Annotated in this window: 19 protein-coding genes and 1 pseudogene; 8 read left to right on the top strand and 12 right to left on the bottom strand. The window is 58.6% G+C overall.

The features are described 5' to 3' along the window. Window positions 1-8 precede the first annotated feature (8 nt). The 3 genes from secG (at window position 9) to kdsA (ending at window position 2,933) form a co-directional block, all read left to right on the top strand. Window positions 9-305, top strand: coding sequence for a preprotein translocase subunit SecG (secG, locus tag CFR76_RS09735; protein ID WP_110556966.1), 297 nt, complete (start codon window positions 9-11; stop codon window positions 303-305). 139 nt (window positions 306-444) lie between these two features. Beyond that, window positions 445-2,088 carry a CTP synthase gene (locus CFR76_RS09730; RefSeq protein WP_110556965.1) on the top strand — a complete coding sequence of 548 codons (1,644 nt, stop codon included), beginning with the start codon at window positions 445-447 and terminating at the stop codon, window positions 2,086-2,088. After that, window positions 2,085-2,933, top strand: coding sequence for a 3-deoxy-8-phosphooctulonate synthase (kdsA, locus tag CFR76_RS09725; RefSeq protein WP_110556964.1), 849 nt, complete (start codon window positions 2,085-2,087; stop codon window positions 2,931-2,933). The genes CFR76_RS09730 and kdsA overlap by 4 nt, the downstream gene beginning before the upstream one ends. Window positions 2,934-3,185: 252 nt before the next feature. Here the strand turns inward: kdsA and CFR76_RS09720 are convergent, their stop codons facing one another. The 3 genes from CFR76_RS09720 to CFR76_RS18395 form a co-directional block, all read right to left on the bottom strand. After that, window positions 3,186-4,259 carry a glycosyltransferase family 4 protein gene (locus CFR76_RS09720; RefSeq protein ID WP_110557048.1) on the bottom strand — a complete coding sequence of 358 codons (1,074 nt, stop codon included), beginning with the start codon at window positions 4,257-4,259 and terminating at the stop codon, window positions 3,186-3,188. Between the two features lie 60 nt (window positions 4,260-4,319). Then, window positions 4,320-5,480: a hypothetical protein gene (locus CFR76_RS09715; RefSeq protein ID WP_244191866.1), complete on the bottom strand. Its 1,161-nt coding sequence runs from the start codon at window positions 5,478-5,480 to the stop codon at window positions 4,320-4,322. A gap of 115 nt (window positions 5,481-5,595) precedes the next feature. Then, window positions 5,596-5,748 carry a response regulator transcription factor gene (locus CFR76_RS18395; protein ID WP_244191878.1) on the bottom strand — a complete coding sequence of 51 codons (153 nt, stop codon included), beginning with the start codon at window positions 5,746-5,748 and terminating at the stop codon, window positions 5,596-5,598. A 744-nt stretch (window positions 5,749-6,492) separates the two neighbouring features. Here CFR76_RS18395 and CFR76_RS09705 point away from each other — a divergent pair. The 3 genes from CFR76_RS09705 to sodC all read left to right on the top strand — a co-directional run bounded on the left by CFR76_RS09705 (window position 6,493) and on the right by sodC (window position 7,665). Further along, window positions 6,493-6,693 carry a hypothetical protein gene (locus CFR76_RS09705; RefSeq protein ID WP_110556962.1) on the top strand — a complete coding sequence of 67 codons (201 nt, stop codon included), beginning with the start codon at window positions 6,493-6,495 and terminating at the stop codon, window positions 6,691-6,693. Between the two features lie 56 nt (window positions 6,694-6,749). Further along, on the top strand, window positions 6,750-6,914 hold the full coding sequence (locus tag CFR76_RS18025; RefSeq protein WP_167402100.1) for a hypothetical protein: 165 nt from the start codon (window positions 6,750-6,752) through the stop codon (window positions 6,912-6,914). Window positions 6,915-7,137: 223 nt separating this feature from the next. Further along, window positions 7,138-7,665, top strand: a complete 528-nt coding sequence (gene sodC, locus CFR76_RS09700; protein ID WP_110556961.1) for a superoxide dismutase[Cu-Zn] — start codon at window positions 7,138-7,140, stop codon at window positions 7,663-7,665. A gap of 120 nt (window positions 7,666-7,785) precedes the next feature. Here sodC and CFR76_RS09695 read toward each other — a convergent pair whose 3' ends face one another. The 5 genes and pseudogenes from CFR76_RS09695 to CFR76_RS09670 all read right to left on the bottom strand — a co-directional run bounded on the left by CFR76_RS09695 (window position 7,786) and on the right by CFR76_RS09670 (window position 14,876). Next, complete coding sequence (locus CFR76_RS09695) at window positions 7,786-10,056, bottom strand: TonB-dependent receptor (RefSeq protein WP_110556960.1); 2,271 nt, start codon at window positions 10,054-10,056, stop codon at window positions 7,786-7,788. A 707-nt stretch (window positions 10,057-10,763) separates the two neighbouring features. Beyond that, window positions 10,764-13,112 carry a TonB-dependent siderophore receptor gene (locus CFR76_RS09685; RefSeq protein ID WP_110557047.1) on the bottom strand — a complete coding sequence of 783 codons (2,349 nt, stop codon included), beginning with the start codon at window positions 13,110-13,112 and terminating at the stop codon, window positions 10,764-10,766. 495 nt (window positions 13,113-13,607) lie between these two features. Next, window positions 13,608-13,739: pseudogene (locus CFR76_RS09680) on the bottom strand (IS5/IS1182 family transposase); the annotation flags it as partial. Between the two features lie 226 nt (window positions 13,740-13,965). Continuing rightward, on the bottom strand, window positions 13,966-14,181 hold the full coding sequence (locus CFR76_RS09675) for a hypothetical protein (RefSeq protein ID WP_110556958.1): 216 nt from the start codon (window positions 14,179-14,181) through the stop codon (window positions 13,966-13,968). 215 nt (window positions 14,182-14,396) lie between these two features. Beyond that, window positions 14,397-14,876, bottom strand: a complete 480-nt coding sequence (locus tag CFR76_RS09670; protein ID WP_244191865.1) for a lysozyme inhibitor LprI family protein — start codon at window positions 14,874-14,876, stop codon at window positions 14,397-14,399. A gap of 171 nt (window positions 14,877-15,047) precedes the next feature. Between CFR76_RS09670 and CFR76_RS18020 the strand changes: the two genes are divergently transcribed. Then, window positions 15,048-15,185 carry a hypothetical protein gene (locus CFR76_RS18020; RefSeq protein WP_167402102.1) on the top strand — a complete coding sequence of 46 codons (138 nt, stop codon included), beginning with the start codon at window positions 15,048-15,050 and terminating at the stop codon, window positions 15,183-15,185. A gap of 235 nt (window positions 15,186-15,420) precedes the next feature. Here the strand turns inward: CFR76_RS18020 and CFR76_RS09665 are convergent, their stop codons facing one another. Together CFR76_RS09665 and CFR76_RS09660 are read right to left on the bottom strand one after the other, a co-directional pair. Next, complete coding sequence (locus CFR76_RS09665) at window positions 15,421-15,807, bottom strand: lysozyme inhibitor LprI family protein (protein ID WP_244191864.1); 387 nt, start codon at window positions 15,805-15,807, stop codon at window positions 15,421-15,423. A gap of 67 nt (window positions 15,808-15,874) precedes the next feature. Beyond that, window positions 15,875-16,366: a LysM peptidoglycan-binding domain-containing protein gene (locus tag CFR76_RS09660; RefSeq protein WP_208623966.1), complete on the bottom strand. Its 492-nt coding sequence runs from the start codon at window positions 16,364-16,366 to the stop codon at window positions 15,875-15,877. Window positions 16,367-16,740: 374 nt separating this feature from the next. Here CFR76_RS09660 and CFR76_RS17725 point away from each other — a divergent pair, with 374 nt between their 5' ends. Next, window positions 16,741-16,947, top strand: a complete 207-nt coding sequence (locus CFR76_RS17725; protein ID WP_146222660.1) for a hypothetical protein — start codon at window positions 16,741-16,743, stop codon at window positions 16,945-16,947. On the opposite strand, the gene CFR76_RS17720 is transcribed toward CFR76_RS17725, so the two are convergent. Beyond that, window positions 16,944-17,231 carry a hypothetical protein gene (locus CFR76_RS17720; RefSeq protein ID WP_146222659.1) on the bottom strand — a complete coding sequence of 96 codons (288 nt, stop codon included), beginning with the start codon at window positions 17,229-17,231 and terminating at the stop codon, window positions 16,944-16,946. The genes CFR76_RS17725 and CFR76_RS17720 overlap by 4 nt on opposite strands. A 12-nt stretch (window positions 17,232-17,243) precedes the next feature. After that, on the bottom strand, window positions 17,244-17,460 hold a 217-nt coding region (locus CFR76_RS09655), incomplete at its 5' end, for a transposase (protein ID WP_146222658.1).

The raw sequence follows: 17,460 nt of genomic DNA, 5'->3' as shown, positions 1-17,460 counted from the left end.
AAAGACGCATGATCACAGTTCTTCTTCTACTGCACCTGTTCGTCACCATCGCGCTGATCGGGACCATCCTGATCCAGCGCAGCGAGGGCGGCGGCCTTGGAATCGGCGGGTCGCAGGGCATGGGTTCCTTCATGTCCGGGCGCGGTACGGCAACGCTGCTCACGCGCTCGACCGCCGTGCTGGGCACGGTGTTCATGGTGCTGTCGCTGACGCTTGCGGTCATGAACCGCGGGGCCTCGACCGGCGCGGGGCATGATATCCTGGCCCAGCCGCCAGCCGCGGCCACGCCCGCCACGACACCCTGATATCTGGCTGATATCCGGCGGTTTTCCGCAGGCATGGCCAACGCCCCCGCACCCGGTGCCGGGGCGTTTTCCATTTTTTCGGCCCGTGGCGCATCGTAGCCTTTGCAGCGCGGGCGCAAGCTGTGTAGAAAGGCCATCCATGACGCGGTTTGTATTCATCACCGGCGGCGTGGTGTCCTCCCTCGGCAAAGGCATTGCTTCGGCTGCCCTTGCTGCCCTGCTCCAGGCCCGTGGCTATCGGGTCCGGTTGCGCAAGCTTGACCCCTACCTGAATGTCGATCCGGGGACGATGAGTCCCTACCAGCACGGCGAGGTCTTCGTGACCGATGACGGGGCTGAAACGGATCTCGACCTTGGCCATTACGAACGCTTTACGGGTGTGCACGCCACCCGGGCGGACAATGCCACGACGGGGCAGATCTATTCCGGCGTGATCGCGCGCGAACGGCGCGGCGACTACCTGGGGGCGACCGTGCAGGTCATTCCCCACATCACCGACTCGATCAAGGAAACGATCGTGGCGGATACCGAGGACCTGGATTTCGTCCTGGTCGAGATCGGCGGCACGGTGGGCGATATCGAAAGCCTGCCCTTCCTTGAATCCATCCGGCAGTTGCGCAACGACCTTGGCCCGGACCAGACCATGTTCATCCACCTCACCCTGCTGCCATGGATCGCGGCGGCGGGTGAGCTGAAGACCAAGCCCACGCAGCATTCCGTCAAGGAACTGCAGAATGTCGGCATCCAGCCGCAGATGCTGGTCTGCCGGTCGGACCGGGAAATACCCGAAAACGAACGCCGCAAGATCGCGAGCTTCTGCAACGTGCGCCCGCAGGCGGTGATCGCCGCGCGCGACGTGGACACGATCTATGCCTGCCCCATTTCCTACCATGCCGAAGGCATGGACACCGAGGTGCTGCACCATTTCGGCCTGCCCACGACGCCGGACCCCGACCTGTCGCGGTGGGAAAAGATCGTGGACGCCGTGCGCCACCCCGACCGCGAGGTGGTGGTGACGGTGGTGGGCAAGTACACCGCCCTGCTGGACAGCTACAAGTCGCTGATCGAGGCCCTGCAGCACGGCGGCATCGCCAACCGCGCGCGCGTGCGCCTGAACTGGGTCGAAGCCGAGGATTTCGAGAAATCGGATGACGCGGTGAACACCCTTGCCCGCAGCGACGCGATCCTGGTGCCCGGCGGGTTTGGCGAACGCGGGTCGGAAGGCAAGATCCGCGCGGTGAAATACGCGCGTGAGAACAACATCCCCTTCATGGGCATCTGCTTTGGCATGCAGATGGCGGTGATCGAATGCGCGCGCAACCTTGCGGGCATCAGGGATGCGTCCTCGACCGAATTCGGCCCGACCGACCAGCCGCTGGTGGGCCTCATGACCGAATGGGCGCGCGGCAACGAACTGCTGCGCCGGCGCGAAGGCGGCGAGATGGGCGGCACCATGCGCCTTGGCGCCTATCCCGCGAAGCTGGCCGAAGGCTCGCGCGCGGCGCAGACCTATGGCCGCACCGACATCCGCGAACGCCACCGCCACCGCTACGAGGTCAACAACCACTACCGCGAGCAGTTGGAAAAGACCGGCCTGCGCTTTTCGGGCATGTCGCCCGACGGCATCCTGCCCGAAGTGGTGGAATACCCCGACCACCCGTGGTTCATCGCGGTGCAGTACCACCCCGAACTGATTTCCAAGCCGTTTGACCCGCATCCGCTGTTCTCCGGCTTCATCAAGGCCGCCGTCGCCAAGGCGGCGGACAAGGGAGCAAAGCGGTGACCGACCACCACGCCGTCGCCATCGGCGGCCTTACGCTCAGCAACGAAGCCCCTTTCGTGCTGATCGCCGGGCCGTGCCAGATCGAATCCCTGCAACAGGCCAACGAGGTGGCCGACGCGCTGCACGGGATTGCGACGAAACTGGGCATCGGGCTGATCTACAAAAGCTCGTTCGACAAGGCCAACCGCACCTCCATCAACGGCGCGCGCGGCGTGGGCATGGCGCAGGGGCTGGATATCCTGTCGCAGGTGCGCGCGCGTTTCGCCGTGCCGGTGCTGACCGACGTGCACCAGCCCGACCAGTGCGCCCCGGTGGCGGAAGTGGCCGACGTGCTCCAGATCCCGGCCTTCCTGTGCCGCCAGACCGACCTTTTGCTGGCGGCGGGGCAGACGGGGGCGGCCATCAACATCAAGAAGGGGCAGTTCCTGGCTCCGTGGGACATGGCCAATGTCGCGGCCAAGGTCGCCTCCACCGGCAATGAGCGCATCATGCTGTGCGAACGCGGCACGTCGTTTGGCTACAACACGCTGGTCAATGACATGCGCGCCCTGCCGATCATGGCGGGAACGGGCTACCCCGTAATCTATGACGCCACCCATTCGGTGCAGCAGCCCGGCGGGCTGGGGTCGGCATCGGGCGGGCAGCGGGTGTTCGCGCCCATACTGGCCCGCGCGGCGCTGGCCATCGGGGTCGCGGGGGTGTTCATTGAAACCCACCCCGACCCCGACACCGCGCCCAGCGATGGCGCGACCATGCTGCCGCTGGAATGCATGGAGGACCTGCTGACCACCCTGTTGCAGTATGACAGGCTGACCAAGCAAAGCCCGCCGGACATCATCATCTGAACCGTGTACCCCTGACCGCCATGGCCGGGGGTACGCTTCCGCCCCGGTCGCAGGGCGCGGGAAACCGGCCTTTCTTGCCGCCTTTGGGGGTGTGTGTACCCCTGTACCCCTTGTACCCCCACCAAACCAAACCCTGTGCGGCGGGGGATGGGCCTGTATTGCCGTATAAAGTCGGGGGAAATAAGGGGTACAGGGGGTACAGGCGGCGCGGGGCGCGGTTTTCCGGGCTTTTCCTGTACCCCTTGCGTACCCTTACCCCGCCATGCGGTGCAGGATCGCGCAGCCGGCGCGGCTGAAGGCGCGCGTGCTGAAATCGTGCATGACCCGTTCACGCGCGGCCTGCCCCATGGCGGCCAGCAGCCCCGGCTGGCGCAGGGCGGCTTCCAGCCTGCGGGCCAGCGCGCCGGGCTGGCGGGGCGGCAGGTTCCAGCCGGTCACCCCATCCACGATGGACCGGCCCATTTCGCCCACGTCGCTACCGATGACCGGCAGGCCCATGTTCATGGCTTCGTGGGCGGCGATGCAGAACCCTTCGTACAACGATGGCTGCACATACAGGTGGCATTGCCGCAGGAAGGCCGCCGTATCCTCGACATAGCCCGCGAAATGCACGTTATCCAGCCCGTGGCGCTGGCAGAAGGCGCGCAGGCGGTCGTGTTCCGCCCCCTCGCCGCCGATGGTGACGCGGTAGGGCGGCAACCCCGGCGCGGCGCGTAGCTGGACCAGCGCGCGACACAGCACGTCGTATCCCTTGCTGGCATGCAGCCGCCCCAGCGAGCCGATCCGCACGTCCTCCCCCGGTCGCCATGCCGGGGCGGGCGCCATATCGGTCCGGGCGCGGAAGATGGGCCAGCACATGACGCGGCTTTCCGGCAGGGCCAGCCTGCCGCGCGTCAGGGCGGTGACATAGGCGGAATCCCCCACCCAGATCCGGCTGCGTTCCCGCATCAGGCGCAACAGCGCAAGGTTGGCGGGGCGGAGGAAGGCATTATGCTGCCAACTGACCACGGGAATGCGCCGCCATGCGCCCACCACCTGCCCCAGCAGGGTCGCGCGCGTAAGCGATGTCCAGATATGGGTGGGCCGCACATGGCGCACCCATGCATCCAGCCCGGCCAGTTGCCGGGGTATCGGGGCCGCATCCGCGCCCAGCACCACCGGGTCCAGCCCCGCGCGGCGCAGGTGGGGCATGGCTCGCCCGTTGCGCCGCGACAGGGCGGCGACATGCACATCATGCCCGCACCGGCGAAAGACCCCGGCAATGGCCGGTATGGGCAGGGCGGCGCCGCCGCCTTCGAACGTATTGATGACATAGGCGATGCGCATGGCCTGCCCCATCCACTCCATGAACCCGCGCGGGACCATAGCACCCCGCGCCGCCGGGGTTCAGGGGGAGCGGGACTGATCCCGCGATAAAAAGGAAACAATTTCGCGTGCCGCGCGGCGGGCGGCGGTCTCGCCCGCGACGGTATGGAACGTGGCGTCGAACGCGGCCTGCTGGAGCGGGGCGAATTCGTGCTGCCGCCCGTTCGCCACCGCCAGGGCATGGGGCAGTGCGCTGACGCTGTCGATCACCTGCCCCAGGTTCCAGTGCGCGTAGCTGGGGTTGCCCTGCCAGCGCGCGTGGTGGGAATTGAGGAAGATGCACGGCCGGGGGCGGGCGATCCATTCATAGACCTGGCTGCTGGCGTCACCCAGATAGATGTCGGCAGCCAGGACATAGGACATGTCCACCGACCGGCTGCTGCCGGTGTCGATGCGGATATGCGACAGGTTGCGCAGGCGTTCGGGAATCATCCGGCGCAGGCGCACGCGGCGGTGTTCGACCGATGTATGCAGCCTGCGGCGGAACAGCATGACATGGGGGGCGAAGATCAGGTTGTAGTCGTCCTGCCGCGCGAACCATTCCAGCACGTCCATCCCCATGTCCCACCATGATGACAGGACCGGGTCGAAATGCGGGTTGTACAGCACCGTGGGCCGGTCGTTGCCGAACAGGCGCGGACGGGCCGCCATGTCCACGGTGTCGAATTTGGGGTAGCCGACAACGGCGTGGTGGCCGGGGCGGACAAGCCGCCGCGCCAGCATGCGGTCGCGCGTCTTGGCGCCGGGCAGCAGCACAAGGTCGAAAAACCGCGTCACGTCGCGAAAGCCGATGGAGCGGTCCCCCGCCCCGTGCGGGAAATAGATCAGCCGGATATCAAGGTTGAAGTGGCTTTTCAGCAGGGCCGACGTGGTTTCGGGCACCACCAGCGCGTCAAACTGGCGGAACAGGTCCACGTTTTCGCGCAGGTTGGCGATGCGGCGGAAGGGCACGACCGCCTGCGCCACCACGTTTATGGCCCGCGACACCGGCCCGATATCAATGCGGACAAAGCGCACGCGGTCCATGCAGGGCGCGATGGTCCGGCGCACATGCGCTTCCTGCGCGGGGGTGGAGGTCACGACCGTCACATCCTGCCCCAGCGCCACCAGCTCGCAGATGATCGGCGCGGTGTGCGAGACCTGGTGGGTGCAGTCGTGGTTGAACAGGAAACCGATCTTCATGGGCCGCGATGTCATGACAGGGATCGTGTGGGCATACAGCGTGCCGCCACCGATGGGAACCCTTCGCCTTCCCGCCCCTCGCTTTACCGCCCGTCGCCCCGGCGCGCGGGGATGGTTAGCGCGCCATGCGCCCCGACAGCAGCGCAAAGACCTCGGCCTGCGTGGAAACGCCCAGTTTTTCATAGATGTTGCGGCGGTGGACCTTGATCGTATGCGGCGAGATCCGCATGGACCGCGCAATGGACTTGGTCGAATGCCCCGCCTGCATCAGCACCATCACATCCATTTCCCGCGCGGTCAGGCGGGGGCGGCCCAGGCGTTCCAGCACGGCCTCCACGTCCGCGCCGCCGGCCGGCTTCCAGCCTGACCGCCAGCGCCATAAGCGGCAGCACCCACGCGGCATAAAGCTGCAGCCCACCCATATCCGCCGCCGAAAAGACCCCGTGCGAGCCAAGCGAGAGGGAAATGACCCGCCCGCCCCCGACCGGGACCAGGAACTGCGCTTCGTCATGGTCCACCATGTGGCGGTAATAGGTCTGGTAATACTCGGTCTGGCGGAACAGTTCGGGGGCGACATCGTCAATGCGGTACAGCCCGGCCTCGGGGCCGGACAGGGCGAAGCGGCAGAACGGGTCCAGCAGGTGGAAACGCGCCAGGTAGTCGCGCAGCAGCGCCTCGGCCGCCGCGTCACCCGGGCAGCCGGCCAGCAGGACCGGCCTGCGCCCGGGCTGGAAAATCATCGCGACCCATGTATCGAACGCCACCTGCCGGCGCAGGAACGTTGTCAACCGCCACCAGAAATCCGCATGCCCCACATCCGCGACCAGCTTGCCCAGGGCCGCGTGGAATGCAAGGTCGCTTACCTGCATCCCGTAATTCCCAAGCAGTACACGTCCATCCCCCTTCCGCCTGATACCCCGACAGCATGGTCGATGCTACCAAAGGCATGCAGCGCGGGCCAGCACCACGCCCCCCGCGAACCACCATGCGAAACAGCCGCAAGGCGTGCGTAATGACCGATATCCCACGCCGCAGCATGATCGGGGGGCTTGGCCTGCCGGGCGCGCGCACCATGACCGGCCGCCGCAACCGCACGGTCCACGCCATAGACCCCGACCGGCTGCGCGACCTGGTGCTGCGGGCAAACGCGCCCTTTGCCCATGCTGACCTGGGGGCTGATCCGGGGCAGGAAAACGTTCTGGTCATCATGTAAGAGACTGTTTGAAAAGTCAGCTCATGATAGCACTTTAAAATTAAAGGAAGTTTTTGGTGAAGCTTTTTGCAAAAGCTTCGAAAGAACGCCGCCTTTTTGAAAAAAGGCAGCACCCAAAAACTTTTATTGTTTTTTATAAAGGGGTTGTTTTCAAACAGTCTCTAATAAAAGTTTTCAGGTGCCGCTTTTTTTTAAGATGGCGTCTTTTCGAAGCTTTTTGAAAAAAGCTTCACCAAAAACTTCTTTATTGCCGGCGTACGTCCTGCCCCGTTCAGCACAAAGTGAATTCCGTCCCCTTTCGCACTGATTACCCTGTCCGCGCACGGGTCCGGGCATCATGTGCCATGGGTGCGGAATACGGGACGGGTTCCGGGTTATTGCGAACTGGTCTTAATTCCGGCACGCTGGCCGCCCATGCGCGAACGGGAATAAGGAAAAAAGACCATGTTCACACCACGCCTTCGACTGCTCGGCCTGCTGGCCGGGCTGGCCACCCTGCCCGCCATGGCCCATGCCGCGGGCACGGCGTCGGGCACATTGGTCGGCAATGATGGCGCCGACCACGGCACCATGCAGGTTACGGACGCCCCCCATGGCGTGCTGCTGCGGATTACGGCCCATGGGCTGATCCCCGGCTGGCACGGCATCCATTTCCATGAAAAGGGCGATTGCGGGCCGCCGAAGTTCACCTCCGCCGGGGCGCATGTCCATGCGGCGACGCCGGTGGTGCATGGCCTGCTGAATGCGAACGCCAATGACGCGGGCGACCTGCCCAACCTGTATGTCAGCCAGGACGGGACGGCGACGGTGGAGATGTATTCCACGCTGGTCTCCCTCAACGGCGCGGATGGCCGCCCTGCCCTGCTGGATACGGACGGATCGGCGCTGGTCATCCACGCCAACCCCGATGACTATCGCAGCCAGCCCATTGGCGGCGCGGGCGATCGCGTGGCCTGCGGGGTCATCCGGTAAAACGACACTCCAAAGCAAAGACGTTTTCGGGTGACGCTTTTTGCAAAAAGCGTCAAAAGGAATGCCGCCTTTTTGAAAAAAGGCGGCACCCGAAAACTTCCATTACTTGCGTCCGGTTTTTTACAGGTCGGCGCTGATCGAGAACTTGAAGGTCTCCGGATCACCCATGACCAGGTCGCTCTGGTAGACCGAAGCCCAGTAGCGCTGGTTGCCGATGTTATCGACCTCGAAACGCGCGGTCAGCGGCTTTTTCGCCGCAAGGAACGTATAGCGCGCGCCAAGGTCGAAGCGTGACCATGCCGGCAGGTGCGTCGTGTTCATGCTGTTGAACTGCTGCTTGCCGGTGCTGATGACACGGCCCACCAGCGTCAGCCCCTTCACGAACGGCACGTCGTATTCAAGGTTGCCGTTGATGGTGTAGTTCGGCACGCCGATCACGGTCTTGCCGTCATACGCGCCGCCCGCGGTCTGCATCTGCTTGGCGTCGATCAGTGTCAGCCCGCCGTTGAAGCGCAGGCCACGCAGGATCTCGCCATTGAAGGTCAGTTCCATGCCCCGGTTCCGCTGCCTGCCGTCCTGCGTGTAAATCTCCTGCCCGGTATTGCCGTAGGCTTCGGTCATGCCCTGCGGCATGGATGTCTGGAAAAATGCGACACCGGCCGCGAAACGGCCCACGTCATACTTGGCGCCCACCTCGTACTGGGTGCTCTGGTACGGGGCGAAGACCTGCCCGGCATTGACGTAGGTGGCGCCCACCGTCTGCCCCGCCGACAGGCCCTGTATGCGGTTGAAATACAGGGCCGCATGCCTGACCGGATGGATGACAAGGCCGATCACGGGCGAGAACGCCGCCGCATCGTAATGGGTGCCGAGCTTGCCCGTGCCGTAGGCGAAGGAATCCGACAGGATATCCTGGTACCGGAAGCCCCCCGTCAGCGCGATGCGGTCGTGCCAGAAGGTCATCGTGTCCGACAGGAACAGGCTGTACAGCTTGTTCCACGCCACCCGGCCGGGATTGTCCAGCGTGCCGCCGCTATAGGTTTCCTGCGGGGTGAACTGCGTGGGGTGATAGATGTTGCCCGCCTGTGATGTCAGGCTCATGGCATAGGCGGCGTCCGATTCCTCCCATATCGCGGACCCGCCCGCATTGATTTCATGCTTGATGGGGCCAGTGGTGGCATGGGCATGGATACCGGCCTGCGTCGCCTCGTTCATGACATTGTAGGCATCCGCCATGGCGCCGACCTTGCCCGCGCCGGTCACGGAATCCGTCAGCGTGGTGGTGGCGTAATTGCCCATTTCATTGCCGCCCTGCGCGCCGAATTTGCCATAGGCAGTAATGTGGCTGCCAAAGTCATGTTCGATGTTCAGCGTGCCGAACAGGTAGCTCAGGTCGGTATAGGCCCAGCGCTGGCCCCAGTTTTCCGACGGCGCGGTGGCCTTGGGGGCGGGCATGCCATCGGCCAGGCTGGAGACGATGATGGCGCTGCGCCCGCCATAAACCTGCTGCTTCTGGTAATTCATGTTCATGTCGATGCGCGTATCGTCATCATGCCAGTCAAGGGCCGCGCCAAGGGCCACGTCATCGCGCCGTTCGCCCTTTATCGCGGTCTGCCCATCCATGCCGGCGGCGTTGAAGCGGAAGCCGAAGGCGTGGTCGCGGCCAAACCGGCGGCTTATGTCAAACGCGCCACCGCCCTGCCCGCTGCTGGTGTAATCGCCGGTGATGCGCGTGATGTCGGTTGCCGCCGCCCGCTTGGGGATCAGGTTGACATTGCCGCCAATGGCCGAGCCACCGGGGGCCGCGCCGTTAAGGAACGCGCTGGCGCCGTTGAGCACCTGCACCGAATCATAAAGCTGGGGCGAGACAAGCTGGCGTGGGGTGACGCCATACAGGCCATCAATCGCCACGTCATCGCCATACAGCGTGAACCCGCGGATCTGGAAAAGCTGCGCGTAATTGCCGTAGCCCATGGTCGTGCGCACGGTGGGGTCGTTCAGCAGCACATCGCCCAGTGTCTGTGACTGCTGGTTCAGGATCAGGCTGGCATTGTAGCTGCGGATGTTGAAGGGCACGTCCAGCCCCTTCTTCTTGCCCAGCGCGCCCAGGTCGCCGCCGCTGCTGACATACATGCGGTTCTGGCGCGCGGCGGTGACGACAATATCCTCGTGCCCGCCCGGGGCCGCGTCCGGCGCATTGGCCGCGCCTGCCTGTGCATCCGCATCGGGGGCATGGGCCGGGGGCGCATCGGGCCGGGCGGTCGTTTTAACCTTTTTCTGCTGCACGGCGCTGTCCCCGTCCGTTGCGGCAAGGGATGCGGCGGGACTGCCCACACCCGCCAGCAGGCTGGTGGCGCAGATGGTGCTCAGGCAAAGCGCACGAAGACTCATTATCAAAGCTCACATTGTGACGGTTCCCGGCAGCTTATTCAGCAATTGATAATGAATTGCAATATCAAAATATCTCCCTTCCCCAGCCTGCCACCGCACCGGCGCGCATGCGCTGACGCAGCCCGCCCGACCGGCCACGGCGTGTTTGCAGGGCGCATGCGTGCAGATATCTCCGGAAAACCGGCCCCGCCCCCGACCATGCGCGACACGGGGCGCAAGATGATCCGGCGCTTTCGCACTGGCATTGCGCATTCTGGAATGAAAAAGGCGAAACCTTTTGCAAAGCTTCGCCATATCTCGATACAGATCAACCACCACTCCCGTATCGGGGCCATGGTGGCGGCTGTATCGGGTATTGAACGGGGTCCGGCGGCATCGGGTGAATGGCCCCTGCGCGCTTAGAAAAAGTTTTTGGGTGCTGCTTTTTTTCAAAAAGGCGGCGTTCTTTCGAAGCTTCTGCAAAAAGCTTCACCAAAAACGTCCTTTCATTTTAAAGCGCTATCATGAACTGACTTTTCAAACAGTCTCTTACATCGGCAGGCCGGGGACGTTCATCAAGATATCCGAACCCGTGGCCGCGTCGCGAAGGGTTGCCGCACCTTCAGGACGTATAGCGGCTGTCGCGGCCAGTCCGCGGCACGGATGGCCGTTCCGCCCTTATCCGGGCCGCCACAGGCCGTGACCTGACGGCGACCCGGGATACGGGGTCAGAATTCCAGCGAGAGCGTGAAGTGATAGACGCGCGGCAGCCCGGCATACAGGGTTGACGCCGCGCCCGATGTGCCACTGGGCGCACCCGTATAGACCGAGGCCCAGTACCGTTCATTCGTGGCGTTGCTGACGCCAAAGCGCGCGACCCACGGGAATTTGGATACGTGGAAGGCGTAACGTGTCCCAAGGTCCAGCGTGGTGTAGGACCCGGTATGCAGCGTATTGGTAATGTTGGCCGCACGGTTGCCCATGTAATGCACGCTGGCATTGAACGCCCAGCCCGAGGCGAACGATCCCATCGAGGCCGGCAGGCGGTAATCCAGCAGCAGGCTGGCCTGCAGCGGGGCCGCGCCGACAATTTCCTTGTTGTTGTAGGTGGCCGTCCTGCTGTTGACCAGTTCCGCATCCAGCCAGGTCATGCCGGCCAGCACGGACAGGTTGGGCAGGACCTCGCCCGAAATCTGGGCCTCCACGCCATAATTGCGCTGCGTGCCGCCATATTCATAGGTCTGGCAGTTCTTGCCGTTGCTACAGGCATTGCTGGCCGTGGGCACGTACATCGCATAGGGCGAGGTCATGCGGAAACCGGCGACATTGAACTGCATCTTCTGGTAACGCACCTTGTACCCGACTTCGTATTCCTCGGAATGCGAGACCGGCAAGGCTATGTTCGGATTGGTATAGGCGGCGTTATTGGGCGTGACCGGCCCTGCCTCCGCTGACCGCCCATAGGTGAAGTACAGGGTCTGGTTACGCGTCGGCTTGTATATGACGCTGGCCGTCGGGCTGAACGTCGCGTCGGCCTCAAAGGTTTTCTGGAGCGGGGTTTTGTAGCTGGTCGTGCCTTCCTGGCTGATCCAGCTCCACGCCAGGGTGCCCATCACCGACCAGTGCCTGTTGATCCGCATCGTATCGCCAATGATAAAGGACTGGCTCATGATGGAACTGGATTTGTAGCGGCCGGTATAATAGGGCTGCGTGCCGTTGGTGGGCGCGGCGCCATACATGTTGTATGTGCCCAGGCTCTGGGCGCTGGTCACGGCCTTGGTCGGATTGTAATTCCCCATCATGTACCCATTGGTGCCGATGACCAGGTCATGCGTCAGGGGGCCGGTATGCACGCGGCCGTTGAAATAGGCCATGTTACTGCCAACGCGGAAATCGTCCGCCGTTGTCGTGGCCGTGGCCTTGGACGTATAGAAACCTTCATACCCTTCGGTGGCGCTGAGCGTATCGCTTATGCCAAAGGACTGGCGCTTGGCGTCCTGGTACAGCCCGCCCAGCGTAAAGCTCCAGTCCCTGTTGATCTGGTGCTTGATCTTGGCCAGGAAGGTATTGGTCTCCATGTTGTACCCGCTCCAGTCGGGCGCCATGCGCCGGCTCAGGTCCGGGGCCTCGGGCAACTGCCCGCCAATGCCGGTCGGGTTGGCGGCCGTGCCGGCGGAAATGCCAAAGCCGGGCGCCATGCCGCGTTCGTCATAGGTGTAATGGCTGGCGTCCAGTTCAAGGACCGTCTTGGAATCGAAATGGATATCGAAATCGGCGCTGACCATCTCACGCCGTATCCAGCTTCCGGGCGCGTAGGCCGAACCATTGGCGTGCAGCATGTTCAGGCGGTAGCCAAACCAGCCCTTCCTGCCGACACGGCCGGAAATATCGCCATTGACCGTAGGCGTGCCGATGGAATCCACACCGACCGAAAGCCGTTCGGTGCGGCGGTTGGTCGGGCGCTTGAGCGTGTATTCAAACACACCCGCCGGGTTTTCCGGCCCATACATCGCCCCGGCCAGGCCATTGAGCACCTGCAGGTTGTCCACCCATTCCGCCGGGTACGGCGTGGTGGACACCACGTTCAGCCCGTCAAGGCGGGAGTTGGAGATCACGTCGGCCTCGAACCCGCGCGACTGCGGGCGGGACGTGTTGGGGTCGCCACGGATTTCCAACTGCACGGAAGGCAGGTACTGCGCCATGTCGTTGACGTTGCGCAACTGCTGGTTGACCACGACATCATGCGTAACACCCATGACGGAATACGGCGTATCCAGCGTGTCCCGGTTGCCCAGCGGGCCGAGATAGATGTTCTTGTTCATATATTTGGCGCCGGTGCCATCCGCCGCATGGTGGCCGTGGACGGTTATCGTTTCGCCATTGGACCCGTCGAGTATCCCGGCGATGGGTGCGTCCGTACCCGCCGCGGCCGCCTGGGCTGCGTGGTCCGCCGGGGTTTTTGCAGATGGTCTGGAATCATGACGCGGCGCCCCCTTTACAGGGACCAGCCTGGCAGTCGCACCCGTCGATACGGTATCGGACGGCGCAGCCAGCGCCGTGCCCGCCAGCAAAACCAGGCCCGGCGTTCCTACGAAAAAAAATGCATTATAACAACGACGCATAATACTGTTCAACCATGAGTATGAGCAAAGGACATCTACAGGTGTTTTCCATTTGCCGGATGGATTTGTCTATATATATTCGTATCTAGACCTATATATGTCTATATATAACCGACAGGTGTTGCCAGAATATGACAGCGACACCGGATGCGTGCCCGCGGTGATGGCGCGGGCTGAGGCCGGGCGGAATTAGTCCCCCCTCCATATTTTCACCATTGTGATTCCGGACCGCGCGGCCAGAACCCGCCGCGCATGCGATGGCATGATCGTCGTATCGCGTATTCTGGCGCAACCATGGAATAGTGTCGGGGCAGCTGAAGGAAAGATCGGATGAATGCTCCGCCAGCGCGGGGGGCATGTCAGGGCGCCTGCCTGTCGTCACATCGCAGGCCCCGCCGCGCCATGAAGAAAAAAGCCACGTGAACCATGACGCCGGGGCGCGCCAGGCCACCCATTGAACCGTTCGCACACTGCGTGATGCCGTTGTTCCACATCCTTGCGCATCAGGGCCAGATACGGGACAACCAGAAACCATTCTTCGTCTGATACATCAGAGGGATATGGTTTGCGTGCAGGTATCATGCCTGATTGCTGCACAAATCAGGCACAAAATTACATAACACCCCTTAAATCTTTTTGACTTTCATCATACTTTTTTCTGCAGCCGGCCATGTATTCCTGCCATCGAAATTTACTACATTCGTCATGATGATTTATCTTTTATTGGCACCACATACTTGGTCTATTCTAGATAGACCGCTGAAAATCAGACAAAAAAAGAAATTATCTTCATGCACATTAAAATTTATTATCGACTGATACAAGAGAATACATAATTCAGTTTTATTGTATAATCATAAACTTTGGCATGATTATGTAAATCTGACATCATGGATGCGGCAATGTTTTTCCATCCAAAAATCACCCGTTGTTCAGATGCTTTCTGATATTTTAGTTCCATTCCTGGCTTAAGCTGGGCTGGCGTAATGCTGGGATTCAGGCTTTGCAGGTTTTTAACTGTCATACCCGTGTTCCTCGCGATATTCCACAGAATGTTGTTCTACGATCTCAGTTTAAGATACCGCTACCAGTCCGAAAAACTACCGTCACAGCGTGATCCAGAACAGTGAGCCATTGTTTTATTTACTCTCGATACGATCGTTAAACGGGTGCTGACCTATCCAATGATATTAGAATCACGAAAATGATGAAATTTTATTTTCCTGTACAATAAACAATCTATTTAGATGGCAAATCAGGAAATACATCTTCAAGAAGTCTGGCGCGCCTGTAATTCAGCTCAGCAACACATGTATACAATCTTGCATCCAACCCGATACCAATTACAGGACCACCCAACGATCTCATAAAATTACAATGAACCTCACGATACTTCAGGAATTCCTGTTTGTCCTTGATGAAATTGCTTTTGGCTATCGCGATAAACTGATCATCCACATCCCATCGGGACATCACTGTGTTCATGCGCGCTTCAGCCTGCGCCAACACTTTCTGACTTTCATCGCGTTTCTTCCGCAGACAGTCATGTATCCCTGCCATTGAAAATTCACTACATTCGTCATATAATTCCTTTTCTGTTGGAGTTGTAGACGCATCATCTGCTCTGGCTATTGTTGAAAGACAGGTAGCCAGACTGAACCCAAGAATAATCTTCATCCATATAGGAAAATTATTACGGACCAGTGAATTTTCGCACATAATCTAATTTCCTTGAATAGATGATAACATTACTTGTATTATATGGCTGGGCTATACTAAATGAAGAAATATTTTTCCACCCAAAAAAAATACATGCTGCTCAAACGCCTTCTGAGAGACTGTTTGAAAAGTCAGCTCATGATAGCGCTTTAAAATTAAAGGAAGTTTTTGGTGAAGCTTTTTGCAGAAGCTTCGAAAGAACGCCGCCTTTTTGAGAAAAAGGCGGCACCCAAAAACTTTTATTGTTTTTTATCAATGATTTGTTTTCAAACAGCCTCTAACAGTCCTGCAAAAATGCTACATTCCTGATTTTCCAACAGAAATTAAAGAAAAAATTGTGAGATTTCGGGACTATCGGGATAATGAATAAGCTCCTTTGAGACTCAATCCTCGCTTTAGATACTGCCACAACTTCGCATACTCACCGTCACAGCATAATCTTAAATGACAAACCAGTTTCCTTACTCCGTCTGGCGATTTTCGCCTTTGTCTCAGCAGTAGCAGAAAACATGAAAGGGGATCTTATTTTCACCCAAGAGGCGAGTTATTTAAGCTGGAACTGAGAAACAGCTTCCCGCAATTGCGCAATTCTTCTGTAATTCAATTCGGCAATACACGAATATTCCTTTATTTCCAATGCATTACCAATTCCACTAGCCCCCAAAGATTTTATAAATAGACAGTGCGCCTCACGATAATTAATAAATTCCTGCTTATCTATTGCAAAATGACTTTTAGCCTGAACAATATATTGGTCTTCCACATCCCATCGGGACAGCATGGTATTCACATGGGCTTCAGCTTGCGTTAACGCTTTTTGACTTTCATCACGTTTTTTTTGTAGGCATTCATGTATTCCTGCCATCGAAAATTCACTACATTCTTCATATAATTCCTCGTCTGTCGGGACTATAGACTTGGTCTCTGCCATAGCTGTCATTGGAATACAGAGAATTAGGCAAAAACAAGAAATTATCTTTCGGCGCATTAAAAATTTGTTATCGACCGACACGAGGGAATACATAATTCAGTTTCCTTGTATAATCATAAATGTTAGCATGATTATACAAATCTGCCACTGTGGATGCGGCAATGTTTTTCCATCCAAAAATCACCCGTTGTTCAGACGCTTTCTGATATTTTAGTTCCATTCCTGGCTTAAGCTGGACTGGCGTAATACCCGGATTCAGGCTTTGCAGGTTTTTAACTGTTGTACCCGTGTTCCTCGCGATATTCCACAGATTGTTGTTCGACGCCGTGACCATAACTTTCTCAATCCTGGCATTAGGATCGACAACCGTATCCATCCTGAAGTTTGCCATCCTCATAAGCAGATATCCGACCCCGGCACGAATGTTATCTACCGGATTTGACCGAGCAGAACCAACTGTCAGACGCCCTTTCCACGCAGGTGGCACAATGTGGTCACCACCCTCCTTTCCAGACAACAGCGAAGTCAGTCCCGGATCACCCGGATTACCGATCTGCATGGGCTGACGGGTCCATGCGGGGCTGTGCGCCCCGGTCTCTACCCAGATAATCGCCTTGATCCAGCGTCAATCCAGCGGATGATAGCCAGGTGCATTGGATAAATGCCGGTTGTATTCATCGACCGTGCGGCGGATTTCGCTATCCCATGCATTCCACTGGGCTGGGGAACGCCCGGCAGCATCAATGCCATTCTTCCATTTAGAGACTGTTTCGTAATAAGTAACTTTCTAAATAAAAACCGTGTAATATCAATATGTTATGGTCATGAAATGCCGGTAAATCAGTAATGAGGGCTTCTAAGTCGGTCGTCGGCTTGAGGAGTGACCCTCGAAACAAAGAAAAGGGAACCTATTAGGCTCCCAAGGAGAATGGAATGAAAAACTCAGTTACAAATCCAAAAGGATGGAAAAGAATAAAAAGTGAATGGTGGCATTTTAAATGCACGGCTGCACGGATGCTTTTTCGTCCGTTTGAAGGTGCAGCTTATATGGTTGCTTATAAGCTCTATCAGGAAAATCGTTATAAAATATACGCCCTTGAAAATCGCATACGAGAATTAGAAAACATTATAAAAAATTAAGAGTTGAAGTTGTATTCTATATCTTTAAATACGTTTTCGGAGTCTTTTCCAGTATAAATAAGAATATCAACATCACAAATATAATCATATTTATCTTTTATCTGCTTAATTTTTACACCATCATTCTTCAAATTTTCAGAGTAACCCATGACAGGTTCAAAGGTTCTATAGATATAGTTATCCTTGGATTTCGGAGCAATAATATAAACCCCTCTTTCCTCTGGAAGAGAGTCTTCCCATGAGAATTTATAAGACTTTCCACTTAGTCCAAGAATATCACACATTTAAGTAAAGACTCACCATAAACTAGGGACAGGGCACAATCGCCTCAACATAAGGCGAATGAATGCTATACGGACAAAGGTTGCGCTGTTTTTCAACAGACGTTCCCTGTCCACAGCCAAACGCCAGTAATCACCTAACCATGCAAAGCCGCGTTCGACCACCCATCTTTTCTCGGCGGGAACAAAACCCTTTGCAGGGCTGGTATGATTCTGCCCTATCTCAATATCA

Origin of the sequence: Komagataeibacter swingsii, assembly GCF_003207895.1 — a bacterium.
In the GTDB taxonomy this organism is placed as follows: Bacteria; Pseudomonadota; Alphaproteobacteria; order Acetobacterales; family Acetobacteraceae; genus Komagataeibacter; species Komagataeibacter swingsii.
The sequence above is the reverse complement of the archived record's forward strand: the minus strand, read 5'-3'. Positions and strand labels throughout refer to the sequence as shown.